At 59.7% G+C, this 21,244-nt stretch carries 17 protein-coding genes and 3 pseudogenes; 8 read left to right on the top strand and 12 right to left on the bottom strand.

The features are described from left to right. Positions 1-9: 9 nt before the first annotated feature. The 6 genes and pseudogenes from BPHY_RS33515 to BPHY_RS43505 all read right to left on the bottom strand — a co-directional run. The gene (locus tag BPHY_RS33515; RefSeq protein ID WP_012405913.1) at positions 10-1,203 is read right to left on the bottom strand and encodes a hypothetical protein; all 1,194 of its coding nucleotides are present in this window, start codon (positions 1,201-1,203) and stop codon (positions 10-12) included. Between the two features lie 36 nt (positions 1,204-1,239). Then, a complete protein-coding gene (locus BPHY_RS33520; RefSeq protein ID WP_012405914.1) occupies positions 1,240-2,424 on the bottom strand; it encodes a glycosyltransferase family 4 protein in 1,185 nt (394 codons plus the stop codon). 53 nt (positions 2,425-2,477) lie between these two features. Then, positions 2,478-4,901: a polysaccharide biosynthesis tyrosine autokinase gene (locus BPHY_RS33525; protein ID WP_244257729.1), complete on the bottom strand. Its 2,424-nt coding sequence runs from the start codon at positions 4,899-4,901 to the stop codon at positions 2,478-2,480. Between the two features lie 54 nt (positions 4,902-4,955). Continuing rightward, complete coding sequence (gene gmd / locus BPHY_RS33530; RefSeq protein WP_012405916.1) at positions 4,956-5,990, bottom strand: GDP-mannose 4,6-dehydratase; 1,035 nt, start codon at positions 5,988-5,990, stop codon at positions 4,956-4,958. A 118-nt stretch (positions 5,991-6,108) separates the two neighbouring features. Further along, on the bottom strand, positions 6,109-7,308 hold the full coding sequence (locus tag BPHY_RS43500; protein WP_167538904.1) for a glycosyltransferase family 4 protein: 1,200 nt from the start codon (positions 7,306-7,308) through the stop codon (positions 6,109-6,111). A 105-nt stretch (positions 7,309-7,413) separates the two neighbouring features. After that, positions 7,414-8,337, bottom strand: a pseudogene (locus tag BPHY_RS43505) (mannose-1-phosphate guanylyltransferase); the annotation flags it as partial. A gap of 401 nt (positions 8,338-8,738) precedes the next feature. On the opposite strand from BPHY_RS43505, the gene BPHY_RS33540 reads away from it, so the two are divergent. After that, entirely contained in the window at positions 8,739-9,359 is a 621-nt protein-coding gene (locus BPHY_RS33540) for a phosphatase PAP2 family protein (protein ID WP_012405918.1), read from the top strand. Here BPHY_RS33540 and BPHY_RS38920 read toward each other — a convergent pair. Together BPHY_RS38920 and BPHY_RS44050 are read right to left on the bottom strand one after the other, a co-directional pair. Next, positions 9,346-10,101, bottom strand: coding sequence for a helix-turn-helix domain-containing protein (locus BPHY_RS38920; protein WP_012405919.1), 756 nt, complete (start codon positions 10,099-10,101; stop codon positions 9,346-9,348). The genes BPHY_RS33540 and BPHY_RS38920 overlap by 14 nt on opposite strands. A 244-nt stretch (positions 10,102-10,345) precedes the next feature. Further along, positions 10,346-10,951 (bottom strand): AraC family transcriptional regulator, encoded by a 606-nt coding sequence (locus BPHY_RS44050; protein WP_322789039.1) that lies wholly within the window; start codon positions 10,949-10,951, stop codon positions 10,346-10,348. Positions 10,952-10,988: 37 nt separating this feature from the next. Here BPHY_RS44050 and BPHY_RS44055 point away from each other — a divergent pair, with 37 nt between their 5' ends. The 4 genes from BPHY_RS44055 to BPHY_RS33565 all read left to right on the top strand — a co-directional run bounded on the left by BPHY_RS44055 (position 10,989) and on the right by BPHY_RS33565 (position 15,916). Then, on the top strand, positions 10,989-11,198 hold the full coding sequence (locus tag BPHY_RS44055; protein WP_322789040.1) for a hypothetical protein: 210 nt from the start codon (positions 10,989-10,991) through the stop codon (positions 11,196-11,198). Positions 11,199-12,094: 896 nt separating this feature from the next. Further along, complete coding sequence (locus tag BPHY_RS33555; protein ID WP_012405921.1) at positions 12,095-13,090, top strand: aldo/keto reductase; 996 nt, start codon at positions 12,095-12,097, stop codon at positions 13,088-13,090. A gap of 115 nt (positions 13,091-13,205) precedes the next feature. Further along, positions 13,206-13,493: a hypothetical protein gene (locus BPHY_RS33560; RefSeq protein WP_012405922.1), complete on the top strand. Its 288-nt coding sequence runs from the start codon at positions 13,206-13,208 to the stop codon at positions 13,491-13,493. Between the two features lie 359 nt (positions 13,494-13,852). After that, positions 13,853-15,916 carry a hybrid sensor histidine kinase/response regulator gene (locus BPHY_RS33565; protein ID WP_244304944.1) on the top strand — a complete coding sequence of 688 codons (2,064 nt, stop codon included), beginning with the start codon at positions 13,853-13,855 and terminating at the stop codon, positions 15,914-15,916. Here BPHY_RS33565 and BPHY_RS44310 read toward each other — a convergent pair. Further along, positions 15,820-16,086: pseudogene (locus tag BPHY_RS44310) on the bottom strand (hypothetical protein); the annotation flags it as partial. The gene BPHY_RS33565 and the pseudogene BPHY_RS44310 overlap by 97 nt on opposite strands. Positions 16,087-16,244: 158 nt before the next feature. Here BPHY_RS44310 and BPHY_RS40335 point away from each other — a divergent pair. After that, positions 16,245-16,445, top strand: a pseudogene (locus tag BPHY_RS40335) (AEC family transporter); the annotation flags it as partial. 6 nt (positions 16,446-16,451) lie between these two features. On the opposite strand, the gene BPHY_RS33575 reads toward BPHY_RS40335, so the two are convergent. Continuing rightward, positions 16,452-17,084 (bottom strand): DsbA family protein, encoded by a 633-nt coding sequence (locus BPHY_RS33575; protein ID WP_041766283.1) that lies wholly within the window; start codon positions 17,082-17,084, stop codon positions 16,452-16,454. Positions 17,085-17,244: 160 nt separating this feature from the next. Then, positions 17,245-17,976 carry a FadR/GntR family transcriptional regulator gene (locus BPHY_RS33580; protein ID WP_012405925.1) on the bottom strand — a complete coding sequence of 244 codons (732 nt, stop codon included), beginning with the start codon at positions 17,974-17,976 and terminating at the stop codon, positions 17,245-17,247. Positions 17,977-18,232: 256 nt separating this feature from the next. Here BPHY_RS33580 and BPHY_RS33585 point away from each other — a divergent pair, with 256 nt between their 5' ends. Together BPHY_RS33585 and BPHY_RS33590 are read left to right on the top strand one after the other, a co-directional pair. Further along, positions 18,233-19,339 carry a mandelate racemase/muconate lactonizing enzyme family protein gene (locus BPHY_RS33585; RefSeq protein WP_012405926.1) on the top strand — a complete coding sequence of 369 codons (1,107 nt, stop codon included), beginning with the start codon at positions 18,233-18,235 and terminating at the stop codon, positions 19,337-19,339. Positions 19,340-19,449: 110 nt separating this feature from the next. Beyond that, on the top strand, positions 19,450-20,391 hold the full coding sequence (locus BPHY_RS33590; RefSeq protein ID WP_012405927.1) for an AEC family transporter: 942 nt from the start codon (positions 19,450-19,452) through the stop codon (positions 20,389-20,391). A 106-nt stretch (positions 20,392-20,497) separates the two neighbouring features. On the opposite strand, the gene BPHY_RS33595 is transcribed toward BPHY_RS33590, so the two are convergent. Beyond that, on the bottom strand, positions 20,498-21,190 hold the full coding sequence (locus tag BPHY_RS33595; protein ID WP_012405928.1) for a type 1 glutamine amidotransferase domain-containing protein: 693 nt from the start codon (positions 21,188-21,190) through the stop codon (positions 20,498-20,500). Positions 21,191-21,244: the final 54 nt, after the last annotated feature.

A 21,244-nucleotide genomic window follows, 5' to 3' on the forward strand; every position in this document is an offset into this window, starting at 1 on the left:
GCGGTTCCGTCATGGCATGCTCTTGCGAGCGATCGAAAAAGGCACTGACGCGAATGACTTCCACGCGGGCCGGCGCTTCACTCCCTGCAGATACCGCGCGCTATATGCAGCAAACCGCGGCCAGTAGATGGTCAGGTAAGCGAGCGGCACGAACGAAGTCACTGTCGTGATGCTCACCGTCGCGGTCAGCAGAAGAAACAGCAGCATGACGAACCCGTCGCTTGCAGTCAGCGCGACGACGCCAAACAGGATCAACGCACTGAACAACCCCATTTCGGCAACGTTCGCCGGCAACCCGGCGAATGTCACCCCGGCGCCCTGCACGTCCCGCTCGATGAGATGCACGTACGGCAAGTACCGGTAGTGCGCGATCAGGTCGCCCGCGTTGATGCCGTGAACGACGTCTTCCAGGTTCGCATCGAACAGGAAAGCGTAGCCGCCGAGCCGATGCCCGAACGTGTCCGAATCGAAGAAATTGAAATGCGCCAGATATGCGCCTATCAGCGTGAAGACTCCCGTGTATGCGAGCAGAACAATGAGCGGATGGATCGTCCGTATGCGTTCACGCAGCGGGTACAGCGCGGCGAAGATCAGAAACACAAACGAGGACTTCGAAAAACTGATGAACAAGCCGATGCAGTAAAGCGCGATCATTTTGCGGCTCGTCGTCCCTCTGATGATGTCCGCGACGAACGATCCCACTAGCAAAGATGAAAAGAACCCTGCTTCACGGGAGAATCCGGACACGCGCGAAAAATAGAAGATTTCATAGAAGTTGGTGTTGGTCTCCGTCGCATACTCGCCCCATAGCAGTTTCGACAGGTTCTTCGGTCCAAGCTGTATCGACAGACCCTGATCGACGTAGTAAAGGACGAACTGCGCCAGAGCGAAGATCACGTTGATCGCCATCCATTGATGCAGGTAATCCATACCGCGATCGGAGCTATACAGGAGATAACCGACGCACACGGCGATAGATAGCACCCGGACTGCCACCGACGGCGAGCCGATGAAACTGACGATCATCGCGACGCCGAGCGGTCCGCTCCATCGGCGAAACGTGCTGCCTATGAAGCGGGCGAATCCCGGATCCAGAAACGGAATGACGACATACACATAGACGGTGACGCCGGATATCTGCGGATTGAATATCACGCAGGTAAAGAACATATAGAACAGAATCGATATCGCCTTTGGGTACATCGACATCTCCGTCAGGGCGCCGTTGGCCGAAGCGCATTAGCGCGTGCGGCTGATCGTGTCCAGCAGACGACTGGCAGACTTCGCCCACTGAAATTGCTTCGCGTGCTCGCGACCGCGCGTTCGATACATCGCACGCATGCGGGTGTCGTTCATCATCGCCGTCATCTTCTGCGCGATGTCGTCGACGGAATAGGCGTCGCAGTAGAGCGCCGCATCACCGCATACCTCCGGCAGCGAAGCCTCGCGCGACACGATCACGGGACAACCGCAATACATCGCTTCCAACGGTGGAAGGCCGAAGCCCTCGTATAGCGAGGGAAACACGAAGAAGGCCGCGTTCTCATACAGCGCCTTCAGTTCGTTATCGGACACGTATCCTGCCCGGACCACCTTTTCCGCCTCGCCTGCGGCGCGCGTTCCGCTGTTGCCGAAGATGCGCGCGTTATTTCCGCCTGCCAGCACGAACTTGAAGTCGTCGCGCAGTTCGAGCCGCTCGATCGCGGCAAGCAGACGCGCATGATTCTTCCCGCCCGCGAGGCTGCCTACGGCCAGCCCATAGCGATCCTTCTTCAGATCGAGGCGCGCGACGACGCTCATGTCGCTTTCTATACGGCCGAAATGATCGGCGGCAAGTTTGACGACGGAAACCTTCGAATCCGGCACCCCCAGCGCCGCACGAATCCTTGATTTGGAGAACTCCGACACCGTCACGATATGCCGGGCGTTCAGTTTCAATGAGAAGAACACGAACGTGTACCACCACCGAAACTTCCTCGAATATCCGGATGGTGCGTCGAACACGGCCATGTCATAGATCATCACGACGTGCCGCCGCTTGATGAGAGGCCCGACATTGCAGAGACTCAGCAGGATCTGGCGGCCTGACGCGAACGGCAATGCCAGCTGTTCCCAAAGCGAGCCTTTGAGCCACGAAAATGCTGTTCGCGTCTTGAACGGCGCGGCCGTTGTTTTGGCATCGGCGGGCACGATCACTGCAAATCGCCTGTGTTCCGACTCTGCACGTTGTAGCGCGGTGGCGAATTCGTAAGCGCAGCGCTGTACACCCGTCATGCGTTGGCTCATGAACTTGCCGTTGATGACGAAGTCTTCATGCGGCGCGTCGCGTTCAGTCGACGTTCCTTTTCCGGAACGGTCGGAGCCGACATTCCCCGCCGCCGTAGAAAGTGCGCCGGGATCAGTTCTATGTGGCGTATCGAGCATGATTTCCCTCTCTGCCGTGATCTGCTGGAAGCGATGCGACCATCGCGTCGGAGCTATGCATTACGTTGCATCTGGTTTGCATTCGCGGTGTAAGCGCTCGCATATGCATGCCACCGCTTTTCGCTGCGCCGCTGCGGCATCGCGTTGAACACAGCGCCGATGAGATTGGCGCCGGCGCGGTCGAGGCGCCTCAAGGTCTCTTCCAGTTCGGACTGGGTCTGCACATTCGGGCGCAGCACCAGCAATGTGGCGCCCGCATGCGCGGCAAGGATGTTTGCGTCCGTTACGGCGAGAACGGGCGGGGTGTCGACGATAACAAGATCGAATTGCTCGCTGACGACCTGAAGCAGGTTCCGCATGCGTTGCGTCGCCAATAGCGCTGATGGATTTGGCGGATACAGACCTGTCGCCAGCAACGACATGCCGTCGATGCAGGTCGGCTGGATCGCGTGCAACGGCATGATGTGTCCCGCCAACAACTCTGCGAGACCATTCGACGCGGGAAGCCCGAAGTGCGACGCAAGCACGCCGCGACGCATGTCGGCGTCGATCAGCAAGACCCGTTTGCCCGTCTCGCTGGCAAGCACAGCAAGGTTCGCTGAAACAAAGCTCTTGCCGGTGCCGGGCGTCGCGCCCGTCACGAGCAGGATCTTGTTCGGCGCCACGGCGACTGCGCATTCCAATGCGGTTCGCACGTCGCGCAACTGCTCCATCGCCAGGTCCGCGGGCCGATACAGGGCCAAAGGAGCCCCTGTCGCATGCCGCTTTCTCGCCAACGATGGTGTTCTGGCGTGGTTCGATGCTTCGTGTGACGCACGATGAAAATGCGCAGCGACTCCCGGCTCACGAAGCCCTTCTGGCTCGCTTAGGCCAGCGTCGATTGCGCCGGCGTGATCGCGCGTATGCGGCTCCCCACCCAGCTTGTCGCCCGCAAGCGTCTCAGGCGACGCAATGCGCTCTGCGCCATAATCGAGCCGCGCCTGTTCGTTGCTGAAGCGGATTGCACCAAAAACCGGCAGGCGCAAACGCCGTTCGACCGAAAGCGGCTCGCGTACTCCGTTGAAATACTGCTGCCGCACGAATACAAACAACACGCCGAGGATCACACCCGCTCCGGCACCCGACGCCACGATCAGCAGGCGCTTCGGCTTGACAGGTCTCGACGGCCACAGCGCCGTGTCGACGATATGCACATTGCCCAGTGTTCCTGCACGCGTTACATCCAGTTCGTGCGACTTGTTGAGCATCGCCAGGTAGATATCGTTGGCCGCCTTGACGTCGCGCGTCAGGTCGGCCGTCGTCCGCACTGCCAGCGGCAACGTGCTAAAGCGCGCTTCGAACGCTTCCTTTTCGCTGATCAACTGCTTGAGCTGATTGTCGGCTGTGCGCACCTGAGCGCTGTCGGGTGTGAACTGCTCGAGAAGCCGCGTGCGTTGCAGTCTTACATTGGCAATCTCGCGTGCGAAGTCAAGACTACCCTGCAAATACATCGTGCTCTCGGGGTCAGGTTTGATTGACCCAACGGCCGTCTGATAGTCACTCAGCCGCACTTCTGCCTGCCTGAGTTCATCGCGCAAGCGCGGCAGTTCACCATCGACGAACGCCAGCGTCTCGCTAGCTTCTTCGCGCCGTTGTGCGATGTGCGCGGCGACGTAGGTTTTCGCAATCGCATCGGTGACGTGCATCGCGAGCAGCGGATCGCTGCTTTCGTAGAGGATCTGGATGACACCCGTGTCCTTGCCCAGCTCCATCACCTGCAATTGCCGATGCAACCGCGCGATCGCGTCGACATCGCTATACCGCACGACTGTAAAACGCGTGCCCGGCCGAGCCGCCATGCGGTCCACCGTGATCGACACGCCGTCGCCCGTAGCGGGTGCGCCCACCGTACCCGCGAGAACCGGGCGGCCGTTCGGGTCATCGAGCCGGTATCGCCCTCCTTCCAGCACCAGCATCCTGAGCGGCTCATTCTCCAGTTCGCGTGGTACTCGCAGCGCGCTCAGATGGACGTCCTCACCGCCCCACGCAAATGAACGGAGGCCGAGAACGGGCGGCATGGGCACGCCACGCGTCGAGAACAAGCCGGTAACTTCCGCGAGTAAGGGCACGCTGCGCGGCGTGACGGAAATGTTCAATCTGAATTGTTCGATGACCGGCAGCAATACGTTCCGGCTCTGGACCATTTCGATTTCGACGTCGGTCGGCAGCTTGAGTGGGACCGGCTGAGCGACCTGTGGCGCCTGCAGGGCAATGCCAAGTCCATTCGGGTTCGGCAGATCGACGCGCAGTACCGCGTTGGCGTCATACATCGGGGTAGCGAAGTACGCGTTCAGAAGAGACGCCACGAACACCAGCGCGGCGATCGAGGTCACGACCCAGATGTTATCGACGATCAGCCGTCCCAGGTCAGCCGCAACGAACGCATCTTCGTCCCCGCGGCCCGGCTCGCCCTTCATCTCAATGTTCCTTGCGATCAAGTTCGCACTCCTTTCGAACGAGGTTGCCCGTTTGTTCGTCCACGATCGATACACTCAGAACGAACTGCCCTTCTCGTTGCGCACGAGGTCCGCCTCGACCATCATCTTGCAAAGGTCTTCAAGCGTGGTCTTGCACTCCCACCCGAGTTTTTCCCTTGCTTTTCCCGGATCGCCGACCAGCAGTTCCGCCTCGGCGGGACGATAGAATTTCGGATTGACGCGCACTCTCACCATGCCGTTGGAAATATCGATGCCTTCTTCCTGTGCGCCGCGACCGCGCCACTCTATCTGCGTTCCCGCCGCCTTGAACGCCATCGTGACGAAGCGGCGCACAGTCTCCGTTCGATTGGTCGCCAGCACGAAAGTCTCCGGCTCGTCAACCTGCAGCATGCGCCACATGCCATGCACGTACTCCTTCGCGAAGCCCCAATCGCGTTTCACATCGAGATTGCCGAGTTCGAGCACGTCCTGCTTTCCGAGCTTGATCTTCGCCACTGCGTCGGTGATCTTGCGCGTGACGAATTCCCGTCCGCGCAGCGGAGATTCGTGATTGAAGAGGATTCCGGGCGACGCAAAAATGTTGTACGACTCCCGGTAATTGATCGTGAGCCAGTGCGCGTAAAGCTTTGCAACGCCGTACGGACTGCGCGGATAAAACGGCGTGTCTTCGTTTTGGGGCGCCGCCCCGGCTTTGCCGAACATCTCGGATGTGGACGCCTGATAGTAGCGAATGGATGAGTCCAGTGTCCGGATCGATTCGAGAAGATGAAGAGCACCCGCACCCGTGACCTTGGAGGTTGTAACGGGCTGTTCGAACGAAGCGCCAACATAGCTCTGCGCGGCGAGGTTATAGATCTCGCGCGGTTTCGTTCTTTCGATCAGGCGTATCGTCGCACCAAGATCCGTCAGGTCGCATTCGACAAGATGAAGATTCGGATGCCCTAGCACGCCAAGTTCTTCCATGCGCCAGAAATTCGACGTGCTCCTGCTACGATAGGTGCCGAACACCTCGTAGCCGCGTTCGAGCAGCAGTTGAGCGAGATACGCGCCGTCCTGTCCGGTAATGCCCGTAACAAATGCATTCGTCAATTTCCTCTCCTTTGCCGGTCTTTCCCGGCAGGTTAGCGATGCACGGTCTACAGCGTTGGGCAGCTTCCTCTCGCTTTGCCGACGGGGGGCGGGGCATGCGCGCCCGCAGCCGGCCACCTCAACTGTTTTGCAGAATGCGATGCGTCGGGCTGCCCGACCATACGAGATCGAACTCGCGTAACGAACCGATGCGTTGCGGGCGTCCGCGACTCGCCGCGATCGTCGTGCGCACCTCCTGCATGAATGCGCGTTTGAATGCCGCAACCGAAAAGCGCTCCGCATTTGCACGGCAAGCGGCGACACTGATCTGCTGCCCCTGGCGTTCGAAACACTCCACGGCTTCGAGCAGCGACGCCGTGCTCTGCCGAAAAAAATGCACCCCTGTCGGATGCGGTTTGCCGATGGGTGTAACGGTTTCCAATGCACCGCCTTTGCCATATGCAATGACGGGCGTACCGCAAGCCTGAGCCTCGACGACCACGATGCCGAAGTCTTCTTCGGCCGCAAACACGAACGCCTTCGCGCGCTGCATATGGTCCTTCAAGACCGCGAACGCCTGGTATCCGAGCATCGTTACGTTCGGGCCCGCTTGCGCGCGGATCTTGTCCATTTCCGGCCCATCGCCAATCACGACGAGACGCCGCTCCGGGGTTGACGAAAAAGCTTCGACGATCAGGTCGACGCGCTTGTATGGAACCAGACGCGACGCAGTCAAATAGAAATCGTCCTTCTGACTGCATACTTCAAAGTGCTCGACGTCGACAGGTGGGGCGATCACCGTCGCTTCGCGTCGATACGTTTTCATCATCCGTCGCGCGACGAAATCTGAATTCGCGATGAGGCTATCGACACCATTGGCCGAGCGCGCGTCCCAGCTTCGCATGTAGTGCAGTAATGCACGCGCCGCCCAAGACTTCGGCCCGCGCGTCAGATGCGATTCCCGAAGGTACTGATGCTGCAGATCCCACGCGTACCGCATGGGTGAATGCACATAACTGACGTGAGTTTGGTCGGGGCCTACGAGCACCCCTTTTGCTACGGCATACGAACTCGTGATCACAAGGTCGTAATCGGACAGGTCGAATTGCTCGATCGCAAGCGGCATCAGCGGAAGATACGCGCGATACTTGCGCCGGGCGAACGGTAGTTTCTGGATGAACGATGTTGTCACGGCCTTGCCACACACTGCATCGCGATCTTCGAGAAAATCTACGAGGCTGAAAAGATCTGCAGCCGGGAAGCAACGGATGATCTGCTGCAGCACCTTCTCGGCGCCACCGGCAGTCACCAGCCAATCGTGGACGATGGCTACCTTCATGTTCCGCACATCGTTGATCGCTGCTACGTTGCCACCGTCTTGCATGGCGGTGTGCTGCCCAATCCTGTCGAAACCATCGTCCGGCACGCAAGACGTGCCCAGATCGGCCCAGCCTGCATCAAGCAGCACAGCCACCCCGGGCGGCATTGAATCGTCGATGCCGATCCGTTCCATTACGAGACGATCAATCGAAGCAGGCGGCGACCTGATGAAATGTTGCGGGCTGACGTAGAAGTACGGCGCGTCGCTCATTCCGTTTTCGACGGCATCTACGCACGCACGGTACATCGCAGGCTGAAGTCGATTGACCGCCTCGAGCCACACTCTCGCACGCATGACGAAAATGCCGCTATTCCACCAATAGCCACCTGACTGCACGTAATTCACGGCCAACTCGGCGGCCGGCTTCTCGACGAAGCGCTCGACTTCGCGTGCGGTGCCCGCAAGCGAAGCACCGAACCGTATATAGCCGAAACCCGTCTCCGCGCGTGTGGGCGGCACGCCCAAGGTCACGATCGCGCCGTCGGCTGCATAACGCGCGGCAATCTGGATCGCTTGCTGGAAGGCGTCGACGTCGGCAATCGCATCGTCGACCGGCATAGCAACGATGATCGGATCGGTGCCGTCGCGCGAGAGTGCCGCTGCGGCAAGGGTCAGTGCGGGCGCCGTGTCGCGCCGCGCCGGCTCGACTACGATCGATGAATGAACACCTGCGGCACGGATCTGTTCTTCGGTAATGAACCGATGCTCGTCACCGCATACCACGACCGGAACGGGAGCGAGTCGCCAGGGACCGGCAAGGTTCTGCGTGCGCGCAACGGTCGCCTGCAATAGCGAGTTGTGCCCGAGCAGCCCGGTCAGCTGCTTAGGGTACTGCTCTCTCGACATCGACCACAAGCGAGTTCCCGCTCCGCCAGCAAGTATCACCGGCACCATATCGGCAATGCCGGACGGCAGCAACGCGTCAATCTCGCCAGCGCCGGGGCGGCCTTCACGTTTATCTCTTCTCTTTTCGTCACGCATGATCATGTTTGGGCTCCTACGTGAATTACCGGCCGAGATTAGCAATGGATTACATGAGCGACATAACCTGAAAAAACGTGCCTTTAACGTGATGGGAACCGCTTCACGAACGAGACGACCTTGAGTCCCCGTCCGGTTCAGTTATGCGTTTATATGCAGTGCATCATACTTGACTGACTACGGTTCAATATTCATTGGCCGAATCGTGCCCGACGTTGTCTGATTCGTTTGCATACAGGCGGCAACGACACGGCGCTAAAGACAGAGGAATGAACAATCCGTATGATTCCGATCCGCCGTGTCTCTCAACTGTCATCCCACCCATATCAATTAATTCATTTGCAAAACGAAATGTTTATGCCCATGCTTGGAATACGCTTAGGCCGTTCTAAACTGGGGATTGACGAATGTGGCTGGCTATTAGCAATCTCGGTGACGCGGCCTTGACACTCCCCCTGGCTGTCGTCTGCGTCGCCTGGCTTACCCGTTCGCTAACGGGGTCGCGGGTGGCCTTGATGTGGTCGGTTCTGCTTGTCGGCGCAATGTTGCTGGTCGGCCTGAGTAAAGTTCTCTATGCCGGCTCTGGCATGCAGATCGAGTTCATCAACTTCCGCATGATTAGCGGGCATACCATGCTGGCCTCAGCGGTATGGCCGATGTCGTTTTTGCTCACGTTGCACGACGGCAGAGCCAACAGGCGCAGCGCCGCGTTGGGTACGGGAGTCGCCATTGCCACGCTGATCGGGGTCTCACGTGTGTTCGACGAGGCGCATTCGGTGTCGGAGGTGATCGCAGGCTGGACGCTCGGGCTGCTCGTGACAGTAATGCTCATGCGACAGAATCTGCCGCTATTGCCAACCCGCCTGCGTCCATTCGTGGCGGGATCGCTGTTGACAGTATCAGCGTTCGCGTACGGACATCATGCGCCGATCCAGGCGGCAATCGACAGATACTCGCCGCTGCTCTGGGCCGGGTTCGGCAAGAACAATCAGACGGACGCCTGCCAGGTTTGTTTCAGGCCTCGGTGAGTGCACGCGAGTGCTTTCCGTTCTGGAATCGGTATTCGGTAGGCGACATCCCAAAGCGCTTCCGAAATATCTTGGCGAGGCGGGTGCCGCTTGTCATTCCACAACGCCGCGCAATTTTGTCGACGGGGAGTTCGCTTTCAAGAAGCAATTGACAGCTCTTTTGCAAGCGGGTTTGCAGCAGGTACTCCGATGGCGTTATGCCGAACTCCTGGCGGAAGCGCCGTAGAAAATTGCGCTCACTCATCGCAACAGTGCGCGCGACATCCGCGACTGTGACGACATGCTCCAGATTCGACTTTAGAAAGGTGGCCGACCCGTGGATCCGCTCAGGGATTCCCGCCTCCTCAGACGTAGAATCTCGCTGAGTATGCACTATCCTTTCACCGAACCGGAAATGTATCTGTACGGCCTGCGTACACGAATGCTCTGTCGTGCCACTAGTCGACAACCATCCTTCGACGAACATCTCATACGGCGGCGGCCCCTGTTCGACGACCGATGCAAGAAGTCGGCAAGAAAACGGCCGGAGCAATAGCCGCATCCCTTCGTGGTTCGCGGAGACCACCGCGTGCGCGTCGCCGGCGACAGGTCCGATCAGATGCACGTGCCCGTCAACGGCTGGTTCGACGGGTATCGGAACGGTAGTCGGCAACGCCTCGGTTCGAGCGACTGGCAGAGCATTCAGATCGTTCCAGCAGTGCTCGGTCATAAGGGCCGAGTCCTTTCCTTCGAAGTTGCTCATTTCGCTTCCTCGTATTCAACGTGACCACGAAACCTCTGCTACAAAACGACGTGGTCTTTCATCGTCGGCAAGCGTGGGATCGACATATCCCACATCACATGAATGAAATGTACAGAGCTTCAATCGAGCCTCCTGGACCGAAGGTCGCACACTGAGAGCGCAATCCCGGTGCCAAGTACAAGAGGTGGACGCAGTCGAACTTGCAGTCCGCAAATAAGCCACGAGGGTCTTTTGGCTGCTTACGCTAGATACCCGCTTCTCGCCGTGTTTTTATTCGGTACTCGGTTGGCGATACATTCAATTGCCGCCGAAATACCTTTGCCAGCCGATCCCCGCTGCTCATTCCCGTATGCCGTGCGATCTTGTCGACGGGCAGCTCGGAATGCGTCAACAAACTGCAGATGATCGAGAACCGTGCACGCATCAGATACGCCGACGGCGTGACGCCGACTTCCATCTTGAAGCACCGCTGGAAATTTCGCGTGCTCATGTCGACCACTCGCGCCGCATCTTCGATTGAGATCGGACGCTGGCAATTTTCAGTCAGCCAACGCGCTGCGATTTGTACCCTGTCGACGGATTCGCCGTTCGAACTGCCGCCAAGAAGCGATGACAACGCCGGCAAGGTGTCGGGCATCACATGTTCCGCGATGCTCCGTGCGCAGCTATCTCCAAGGTCGCGCTTGAGCAGGATCAGTGCGCCCTTCATCAGTTCGAGGCGAACGCTTGTGCGATCGCCCTCGTCGTCATTCAACTCGCTCACTCCGCCGCTGTCGAAGCCGACGGGTTGCGGACCTGCATCTGCTTTGACTTGCTGAAACAGCGTATGTCCTTCGCCGAGCGGTCGCACAGCGATCATGTTTGCGTGTACTCGACGCAGCCATGCGATGAGCCGTTCGTCGCGTGCCGCGACATTTGCGCCCGCGCCGTCCGAGACGAACAGTGCATCGAAACCCTGGCAGTGCCACGAGTCGAGTCCGTCCGTCCAGACGCAGATCGACGACGAACATTTCACGTTGCCGCCTGTCGCGGATAGAAAACGGAGTTCATATCTCACGTTGAGGTTCGCGCTCAACGCGAGTTCGTTCGCTGCCTGAAAAATCTCCCCTATCATGACGGTCACGGCAAACGAACAATTTTCGAATAGCAGTATTGCCACGCGGCGCGTGACAGGCGTGCAATGCACATCGGGCTCGGGCACTTGCACCCAACCCGTTAAAGGCGCTTCCAGACTTGCACACGTCATGAGCCTTCCCCTTGACCATTGCGGTTATGGAAAGAACTGGGTAGATGCGCACGAAAGGCCACATCCCAGGCTTTTGAACGTTCAGGCGTTACTGCGACACGCTCGTCCTCAATATCAGACGATGTTGTGTTGTCTCGGGAGATTTCACTGCCATTACCCATAACGAAGGCCGCAACATGCGCGCGGTGCTGTACTTTCCGTGCATCGCCTGATAACGTCTTGCCGCGCCGAGCCTTGCCAACTGAGACGCCAGACTTACTGCGTGGGAACGTGCTTGTTTGCGGTGCATCATAGATGGGACGCACTGTGCATCATTATTTGTGTCGCGAACTTCCGATAGCTTGTCGGAAGTTCCTACACTTTGTTTGAGTTTCGTCGCCAATGACGGTCCCCGAGCCGTCTTTCCACTTATGACGACAATCTTCCGACGTTAACCACCCCTGTTGGTTCGCGAACTATTTTTGCAATGAACAAACGCTTCGCCAAATCGTGTTTGCGTTCATCACATTGCGACAGCCATTTCGACATGCTCCCCAGTCTCATGCGTTTCGCGCAAGCCCAGTGAGCATGGATGAACCCATGCAGCGAAGGTAATGGGCCATCCATTTTCCACATTGAAATCTGCTAGCGGAACTGCCACGCGAGGAGTTCCCGCTTGCGAGCGACTTCCAGACAACCAGGCGCAAAGAATCAACGTGAGCCGGCCGATTACGACATAATCGAATGCCAAATCGCACGGAGAATGAGATGGACTATGTGAAGTTGGGCTGCACCGGACTGGACATCTCGCCGTTATGCCTGGGGTGCATGACGTATGGCGTGCCTGAGCGCGGCCCGCACCCCTGGACGCTGAACGAGGACGCAAGCCGCCCGTTGATCCGCCAGGCGGTAGAAGCGGGAATCAATTTCTTCGATACTGCTAACACCTACTCCGACGGCACATCCGAGGAAATCGTCGGGCGCGCGTTGAAGCAATTCGCGAAGCGCGACGAAATCGTGCTCGCAACCAAGGTGTTTTTCCCCATGGGCAATCGCGCGGACTCGAAAAGGCCGAATGGCTCGGGCTTGTCACGCAAGGCTATCTTTCAGTCGATCGATGCGAGCCTGTCGCGCCTGGGCACCGATTACGTCGATCTATATCAGGTCCACCGCTGGGACTATGCGACCCCCATCGAAGAAACGCTCGAAGCACTGCACGACGTCGTGAAAGCGGGCAAGGCGCGGTACATCGGCGCGTCGTCGATGTTCGCATGGCAGTTCGCCAAAGCGCTGCACGTATCCGAGCGAAACGGCTGGACGCGCTTCGTGACGATGCAGAATCACCTGAACCTGTTGTATCGCGAGGAAGAGCGCGAAATGCTGCCGCTCTGCGCGGACGAAGGGATCGGCGTCATTCCGTGGAGCCCGCTCGCGCGTGGACGCTTGACGCGCGACTGGGACGAAACAAGCGCGCGCCAGCAAACCGACGCATATGGCAACAGTCTTTACGACAAGACGGCTGACGCCGATCGTCGCGTGATCGAAGCGGTGGCGAAGATCGCGGCGGCGCGCGGCATTCCGCGTGCACAGGTGGCACTAGCGTGGGTCATCGGCAAAGCGGAAGTGAGCGCGCCAATCGTCGGTGCGTCGAAGTCGCAGCACCTGACGGATGCCGTCGCGGCGCTCAATGTGAAGCTCACGCCCGATGAAATAGCCGCGCTAGAAGCGCCGTATGTTCCGCATGACGTGGTGGGGTTCCAGTAGGCCGAGGCTTCCGAACGAACGTCTCGGCCGCAAGCGGGAAATGCCGCGTCTTGCTCTAACGCCCGATACTGTATATATTCACAGTACTGTGTTTAAATACAGTATCGGAGGCGTCATGGAGCATCTGGTCAGGGTGTACAACGAGAAGGATCGTCGGACGCTGGCGTGGCTTCGGGAGCGCGTCGGCGACGCGGCAATCGCAGCCGCCGTCAAACGTTGCGTTGGCGACAAGCCGTTCCTGTCGTCCGTTTGCCGTCAGATCGGCGTGCGGCCGCCTGATTTTCTGGCTTCCACCAGCCGTCCCGCCCCAACGGAGACGGGCGAGCAGGCGCTTGCGACGATTCGCGGCATCCTCGCAGCCAAAACTTTCGCAACAGGCGCGACGCATGCCCGCATGCATTGACGATATCGCGCTCAACCACGCGCAGACAGAGCTAACGGAACACAGAAAGGAATGATCCGAGCGCGTTCGGCGGTGGCACGGTGTTGCCGCTGGACGCACCGGTGGAATGCGAAGCCGAGGTCGAATCGACTGATTGCCCGGCTGTTCACGATCAGCGAAAGCGGTATGAAATGTGCTATGTCCGGCTATGGTGACACTTTGACATCAATGCCGGTCGCATAACGCATTCTCAAACGATGAGTGAGCCGATCAAACCCATTGGCGTGGATTCCGTCTATCTGGCGGCCTCCGGACCCGCTCTGCCATCGCGGAATTTTGCTCGTACGCGACGAGTGCTGCTTTTCATGCTGGTGGTGACGATGATCGTTCCCATCGGCGTTCTGGCCGGATACGGCTACTACAACTACAAACTGCGCTATGACGATGCAGTCGAATCAAGCGAGCGGATAAGCCGGGTCGGCGAAGAACAGGCGCTCAAAGTCATGGATCTGAATGCCGAGCTTGTGTCGCGAGTGGAAGAGCTGCTCGGTGACATGACGGACGCTCAGATCGCGGAAAACGAGGCGGCGCTTCATCAACGGCTTAACAGGATCGCGGGTGCCTTTCCCCAGGTCGCCGCGATCTCGGCATTCGGCGCGTCAGGCAGCCTGCTGGTCAGCAGCCGTTTTTCGCCGGCGCCCGCCGTCAACATCCGGAACCGCGACGATTTCCTCAATGCCCGCCAGTACCAGCCCGAGTCTTATGTGTCACTGCCCATGCAGGCCAGTGTGTCGAAAGCGAGGGTGTTCAATGTCGCTAACGCGCGCATTGCCGCCGACGGCCGGTTTCTCGGTGTCGTCTCAGTCGCACTGCGCCGCGATTATTTTTCCAGCTTCTATCAGAAGCTGATCGATGCGCGCGCCGCGACGTTCATCGGGCTCTACCGGAGCGATGGCTCATTGCTGACGAGCTTCCCCGGTGACTCACCGGGCGCAACGCCGCAGGAAGCCAACCTCTTCGCTCAGGCGTTTTCGCGCAATGAATCGATCGGCCATCTCGTGTCGACGGCTTTTGCGGACGGAAAGAAACGTGTCGTGACTTATCGCCGGGTCGACAACTACGGGCTGTACGTTGCCGTCGGCTTCCAGGTCGCGCAGCTTTACGCAATCTGGCTACATCACTTCCTTCTGATCTGCCTGCTGACGGGCCTGCCCTGCCTGATCATCTGGCTGCTGATTGGCTTTTCGCTGAAGCAGTTATCGACGGAGGAAAGCGCGTGGGAACAATGGCGCGATGAGGCAGGCAGACGACTGGACGCAGAGGAATCGGCGAGACATCTGCAACGCGCGAGCGCATTGGGCAACCTCGTAGCGAGCGTCGCGCACGACTTCAACAATTACCTGATGGTGGTGAAGTCGAATGTGGCGGTCGCCAAGGCCAAGGGACACGATGACACCCCCAACGAAATCATCGCCATCGAGCGGGCGACGGGCACCGTCGAAGGTCTCGTCCGGACCCTGATGGGCTCGGCGAGAAAGCAGCCCTTGAAGCTGACAACCGTCGACCTCGCGCACTTCCTTCCCGGCATGCTGCAGGTCGTGCAGGCAACCGTGGGCGATTCCGTCTCGGCAAGCATCGACGTGGCGCCGGAAATCTGGCCGGTTCGCGGCGATACAGCCGAACTGGAGCTGGCCATTGTCAACCTCGCGCTCAATGCGCGAGACGCGATTCATCGCGGAGGCAAGTTCGCGATCCGTGCGCAGAATATCGAGGTTGCGTCTCACGTGGTGGGTGTGCCGGCAGGCGACTATGTGCTCCTCTCCGTTTCGGACGACGGCGAAGGGATGTCAAGCGAGGTCGCGAGCAAGGCATTTGAGCCGCTCTTCACCACCAAGGGCGGCACCTCGCATCCCGGCCTCGGACTCGTCCAGGTACTCGCGGTGTGCGAGATGAGCGGCGGCACCGCGAAGCTCACGAGCGAGCCGGGCGTAGGGACGACTGTGCGCCTCTATCTTCCGAGGAGCAATGTCCGCGTCGCGGCCGTTCCTGTTTCTGTTCCACATGACGATGAGCCAACAGCCGCATCGCCCGAACCAGAAAACCACCACGTCCTGCTGATAGAAGACAACGACGAAGTCGCAGCCAGCCTGTCCGCCGTGCTGCAGTTGATGGGTCATGACGTCACGCATCTGTCTAGCGCCGACGATGCCCTGATCGCCTTGCAGGAAGGACAGGCCTTCAGGCTCGTGCTTTCCGATGTCCAGATGCCCGGAAAGATGAGCGGCATCGACCTCGCGGAATGGCTGCAAACCCACCGCCCGGAGCAGCGGCTAGCGCTGATGACCGGCTATGCCGATGAACTGGACAGAGCGAGGCATACAGGCGTGCCTATTTTCTCGAAGCCTTTCGACGCAGAAGATCTCGAGCCGCTTATCAGTGCGTGAGCGGCCTCTTGCTCAGCCGGCGTCGGCGTTGAAAGACGCAGCGGCTGCGATCGCCGCTGCGGCATCGCCCCTTTTGCGACCATCGCACGCAGGATCTGCGCGGTGGACTCATCGTGGACGGGCGGCCCGGGCGTAAACAGGCCAAGCTGGAACGAAGGCTGTTGCGGGTGAACACACACAGGCACGCCGGGAGCCCGGCGCACACGCTGGGCTCGCGGGCGGATCGCAATGCATTCGCACGCATATCGCCTACTCTTTACTGGCGAGACCGCTTCTTCCGGCCGAAAGCTGCCTCGGCCCACCACTCGCGAATTTCTCACACAACTGCGTGTACGGGCTATGCGTCGTGGCAGCACTGAACCGCACGCTGACGCTCGCCGCCGTGATCTGCGCCGCCGTGCCGACGGCCAAGAGCGCCTACGTGCTTGCAAGCGAGTACGACGTTGAAAAGGCCTCGACAGGTGCCGCTATTTCGATAACGACGCTCTTCTCGATCGTGACGCTGCTCGGCTGGCTTTACTGGATCTAGCTGCCGTTATGCCGCAAGCGGCTTCAGCGCCTGCATGACTTGCGCGGCCGTCGTATAGCCCGAGCTGAGCTGACCGATCTTTCCATCGATTTCGACGAACAGTGACGGGAAACCTCGCACGCCGAGGCGGCGCGTCAGTTCGAAATCGCGCTGCGTCGCGTCGATCACTTCGTCGGACGTGGAGGCTTCGAAGAAGACATCAGCGGTGGTCTCGATACCTTGCTCCGCAATCGCCCGCGCGCCGATTTCAGCGAGCACGTTGCCATCCGTCGTATCGAGTCCGTCGACGTAAAACGCCCGCTGGAACGCGCGGAACACCTTCAGCACGTCGACATTGGGCGCAATCGTCCGCGCTGTCACGACTGCCCTGCAAACCGGCTCCGTGTCGTACACGAAGTTCTTGCGCGCCATCAGCGCTTCGCGGTTGAAGACGGCACCGCTCATCTGCTCGACGCGCGCCCAGTGCGTGAGCCTGAACTGCTTTGCAGCGTCGTCGAGCAGCTGGGTCGATCCAGCCGCCATGCCACCCACGACGACCTGGACCTCGAGTCCCGGCATGCTCTGCGCAATCGCGCTCATTTCCTTGCCGAAGCCATAGCACCACGAGCACATCGGGTCACCGACAAATATCAGTTTCATACGCTGTTCCATCTTTATCTGAGGATGCGCGGCCCGACGGGTCGCACGAATCAGGCGACTATACGTGCGCGATGTCAGCGCATGAACGGCGTGCGCCTCACATCACTCGTTACACCGTGTAATACACAGACGTTGCCGTGTGGCACGCTCGACGACGGGCTCAGAAAAACGAAATGTCGTAGCCGAAGCGGGACGCAGCGCTCACGATATGCTGACCCATCAGCTCGCGCGCAGCAGCGGCGTTCTTGTCGACGAAGGCCTGGATCAGCTCTTCATGTTCTCCGCGCGCCGCGTTCGGGATGTTGCCGAACATCGGACCTTGCCGCGCGAAGTTCGCCGCGATCAGCGGACGCATCGGTTCGAGCACGGTGCGAATCATCGCGGCGAGGTAGTCGTTGCCAGATGCAGCCGCAACGGCGCGATGAAAGTCGAGATCGGCGTTGACGGTATCGGCGGTCGGCGCGCCTTCGTAGCGCATCCGTTCGACCGCTTCCTGAATCGGCTTGAGCCTGCGAGGCGTCATATACGCGGCGGCGAGTGCGGCGGCCTGACTCTCGAGGGCAGCCCGCACTTCGAACATGTTGCGGATCGTGTTGTCGCCTTCGAGCAGTTGCGAACTCACCTGCCGCAGCGGCTCCGACGGCAGCGGCGTCGCGGCAACGAAGGCCCCGATGCCTTGGCGCGACTCAATGAGGCCTTGCGCGCGCAGACTCGCAATCGCCTCGCGGACAACGTTGCGACTCACGCCGAAATTCTCGGAGAGAAAGTGTTCGGTGGGCAGCCGGTCGCCCGGCTTCAGACGCCCGGACCCGATCTCGTCGCTCAGCGAGCGCGCGATGTGCTCCGCGAGATGGGGCCGCCGTTCGACGCGCCGCACGTTCATTTCGCTCATAGTCGTTTTCGGGCCGTTGCTTGTCTTCTTATTCTACATCCTGATGAGTGTTCGAGCGCGAGCACCACGCTGATGCGCGCTCCACCGCGCTTAGAGACCCGGCCTGAGCTGGTCTCTGTTGCCTGCGACGCGCAAGTCATTTGCACAAAAAGAACACGTTGTTCACTTGAAGGACAACAGGATGTCCCCTACCATCGGGAACATACGGCGGACTTCCGTTCGTCGCATCGCAACCGGAGCGGAGGTACACGCAAAAATGAACATTGCCAGCATCGAAACCATCCCACTGCGCATCCCTTTCACGACGGGCGGACCGTCGGCGGGCGGCGTGTGGGGCCCCAAAGACCTGCAGGTAGTCGACTCCCTCGTCGTCAAGGTAAGGACCGACGACGGCACCGTCGGCTGGGGCGAAACGTTCGGCTTCACGGCGATTCCGTCCGTCAAACTCGTGATCGACAAGATCCTCGCACCTGAACTGATCGGCCGCGACGTCGCGCTACGCGAGAAGTCGATGCTCGAACTGCAAAAGAAATTCCACATCTTCGGCCGCAGCGGCGCGTTCATCTACGGGCTGTCGGCGATCGACATCGCGCTGTGGGACATCGCGGGCAAGCGGGCCAACCAGCCCGTGCACCAGTTGCTCGGCGGCGCCGGGGCCACGTCGCTTGCTTGTTACGCGAGCCTGATCCGTTACGCCGATCCCGAACTCGTCGCGATCAACGTGCGACGCGCAGTGGACGCCGGCTACCGGCATCTGAAGCTGCATGAAATCACCGTGGAAACCGTGCGCGCCGCGCGGGAAGCGGCGGGCCCCGACATCGAGATCACGCTCGACGTCAATTGCCCGTGGACAGTCCGCGAAGCGCTCGACATGACGGAGAAACTGCGTCCTTTCAACCTGCGCTGGATCGAAGAGCCCGTGTGGCCGCCCGAAAACTACGCGGGCCTTGCGACCGTGCGCCAGCAAGGCGGCGTTCCCGTCGCAGCGGGCGAAAACGCGTCGACGCTGATGGACTTCCAGCATCTGCTCGAAGCCGGCTCCGTCGACTTCATCCAGCCCAGCCCCGCGAAGATGGGCGGGATCACGGAACTGCAAAAGGTGTTCGCACTTGCGAACGCGCACAACGTCACCGTGATGGTTCATACGTTCTACGACGGCCCCGGCTTGCTTGCGAGCGTGCATGCAAGCGCGGCGCTCGGCGGCCCAAAGGCGCTCGTCGAATGGCGTTATTTCGATCTCGAAGCGCAGCTTTACGGCGACGCCATCGTTCCGCGCAATGGACGCATCGACGTGCCCCAAAGCCCCGGTCTCGGCATCGAGCCCAATCCCGAAGTCATTCGCGACTATCGCATCGAGCTCTAAACCCACACCACTTCGGCGTTCAACGGCGATCTGCATCCGGCGCAACCGCGCGTCGCGAGGAGGGGCCGTTGCTTGCCGTCGCATATGCATAACAAATCTGGAGGCAGGAGATGTTAGACAGAATTGCTGGTCCGCTTTTACCCGTCGCGTTCGTAATCATGCTCGGATTTATCGCAGGCAAGCGCGGACGTCTGAATCATAAGGACAGTCTGCTCATCAGCCGGCTGGTGCTCGGCTGGATTTTTCCTGCGCTGTTGCTGGTCGGCATGGCCACCACGCCGCGATCGCAGCTGTTCGACTTCAGACTGATCGTCGCGACGTTCATCGGCATCATGGGCATGTACACATTCGCGCTGCTGATCGGCTGGTGGCGCTATCGTGAGCTTAAGGCGGCGACGCTCAAAGGCTTCGTCAACGGTTACCCCGATGCGGCCTTCATGGGCATCCCCATCTTGCAGGCGATGTTCGGTGCCGGCAGCATCTATTCAGTGCTGATTCTCAACCTGATCGCCAGCCTCGTCATGATTCCGCTGACGACCATGCTGCTCACGGTGGCAAGCGGAGAAGGCAGCGGTACGCAGGCATTCCTGTCGAGCATCAGGAGCGCGGTGAAGCGTCCATTGATGTGGGCGCCCGCGCTGGGCATTCTGTGTTCGCTGTTGCAGATCCGGTTTCCGCCCGTGCTGGCCGAGTCGTTCAATCTGCTGGGCAAGGCGACGCCAGGCGTTTCGCTGCTCTGCCTCGGTCTGATCATGTCGTCCGTCAAGCTGAAGCTGTCGAACGAAGTGTGGGGGAACCTCGGACTCAAGCTGCTGATTCATCCGCTGCTGATGTTCGCCGCGACCATGTTGCTAGGCGTTCATGGGCTCTACGCGCAACAGATGATCCTTCTTTGCGCGCTGCCCTCGGCGACGATTCCCGCGATGTTCGCCAACGAAGCGGGCGCGTATCAGAGCGAAGCCGCAACGTCGATTCTCATCAGCACGGTACTGTCAATCGTCACGTTCTCCGCCGCCATCTATCTGGTCGACGGCGGGCTCGCGGCTGCATGAGGCTTCGATTCATGCGGCAGCCGGTTCGCCCCTTGGGCGACACCGGTTGCCGCACGGACTGCAGCGAAGCGTGCGTCCACGTCGTGCGCTCAACGGAAGACGCCACTCATCGGCTGGCATGCAACTGATCGAGGACTTTGAGCAGATCGCGCGCACCAGCCGTCGACGACGCGGGATTCTGCCCAGTGACCAGGCGGCCATCGATGATCGACAGGGGCTGCCAGTCGTCGACTTTCTCGAAGTGCCCGCCAAGCCGTTTCAGTTCGTCTTCCACGAGAAACGGCACGACTTTTGTCAGTTGCACGGCTTCTTCTTCGGAATTCGTGAAGCCTGTTACGCGCTTGCCTTTGACAAGCGGCTCGCCGTTCACCTTCACATGACGCAAAACACCTGGCGCGTGGCAGACAAACGCTACCGGTTTGCCAGCGTTGTAAAAGCTCTCGATCAGAGCGATGGATCGCCGGTCTTCGGCGAGGTCCCACATCGGACCATGCCCGCCGGGATAAAAGACGGCGTCGTAGTCGTCGGCTTTGACTGTGTCGAGCTTGACCGTATTGGCCAGTACCTTTTGTGCAGCGGGATCGTTCTTGAAACGCTCCGTCAGTTCCGTCTTGCCTTCCGGCGTGTCGCTCTTCGGATCAAGCGGCGGCTGCCCGCCTTTAGGCGAACTCACCGTCAAGGTCACGCCAGCATCGAGAAACGTGAAATAGGGGGCTGCGAATTCCTCTAACCAGAAACCTGTCTTCTTCCCTGTATTGCCGAGTTGATCATGAGACGTCAACACCATCAGGATCTTCATTGTCGCACTCGCATGATGAAAGGACGATATACCTGCCGATTGAACAGGACGATC

It is taken from the genome of Paraburkholderia phymatum STM815, from assembly GCF_000020045.1.
In the GTDB taxonomy this organism is placed as follows: domain Bacteria; phylum Pseudomonadota; class Gammaproteobacteria; order Burkholderiales; family Burkholderiaceae; genus Paraburkholderia; species Paraburkholderia phymatum.

Coding starts and splice junctions, on each gene's coding strand:
- BPHY_RS33540 (WP_012405918.1), top strand. CDS start 8,739: ATGTGGCTGGCTATTAGCAATCTCGGTGACGCGGCCTTGACACTCCCC.
- BPHY_RS33520 (WP_012405914.1), bottom strand. CDS start 2,424: ATGCTCGATACGCCACATAGAACTGATCCCGGCGCACTTTCTACGGCG.
- BPHY_RS33575 (WP_041766283.1), bottom strand. CDS start 17,084: ATGAAACTGATATTTGTCGGTGACCCGATGTGCTCGTGGTGCTATGGC.
- BPHY_RS33585 (WP_012405926.1), top strand. CDS start 18,233: ATGAACATTGCCAGCATCGAAACCATCCCACTGCGCATCCCTTTCACG.
- BPHY_RS33560 (WP_012405922.1), top strand. CDS start 13,206: ATGGAGCATCTGGTCAGGGTGTACAACGAGAAGGATCGTCGGACGCTG.
- BPHY_RS33590 (WP_012405927.1), top strand. CDS start 19,450: ATGTTAGACAGAATTGCTGGTCCGCTTTTACCCGTCGCGTTCGTAATC.
- BPHY_RS33595 (WP_012405928.1), bottom strand. CDS start 21,190: ATGAAGATCCTGATGGTGTTGACGTCTCATGATCAACTCGGCAATACA.
- BPHY_RS38920 (WP_012405919.1), bottom strand. CDS start 10,101: ATGAGCAACTTCGAAGGAAAGGACTCGGCCCTTATGACCGAGCACTGC.
- BPHY_RS44055 (WP_322789040.1), top strand. CDS start 10,989: ATGAGCCGTTCGTCGCGTGCCGCGACATTTGCGCCCGCGCCGTCCGAG.
- BPHY_RS33555 (WP_012405921.1), top strand. CDS start 12,095: ATGGACTATGTGAAGTTGGGCTGCACCGGACTGGACATCTCGCCGTTA.
- BPHY_RS33565 (WP_244304944.1), top strand. CDS start 13,853: ATGATCGTTCCCATCGGCGTTCTGGCCGGATACGGCTACTACAACTAC.
- BPHY_RS33515 (WP_012405913.1), bottom strand. CDS start 1,203: ATGTACCCAAAGGCGATATCGATTCTGTTCTATATGTTCTTTACCTGC.
- BPHY_RS43500 (WP_167538904.1), bottom strand. CDS start 7,308: ATGAAGGTAGCCATCGTCCACGATTGGCTGGTGACTGCCGGTGGCGCC.
- BPHY_RS33580 (WP_012405925.1), bottom strand. CDS start 17,976: ATGAGCGAAATGAACGTGCGGCGCGTCGAACGGCGGCCCCATCTCGCG.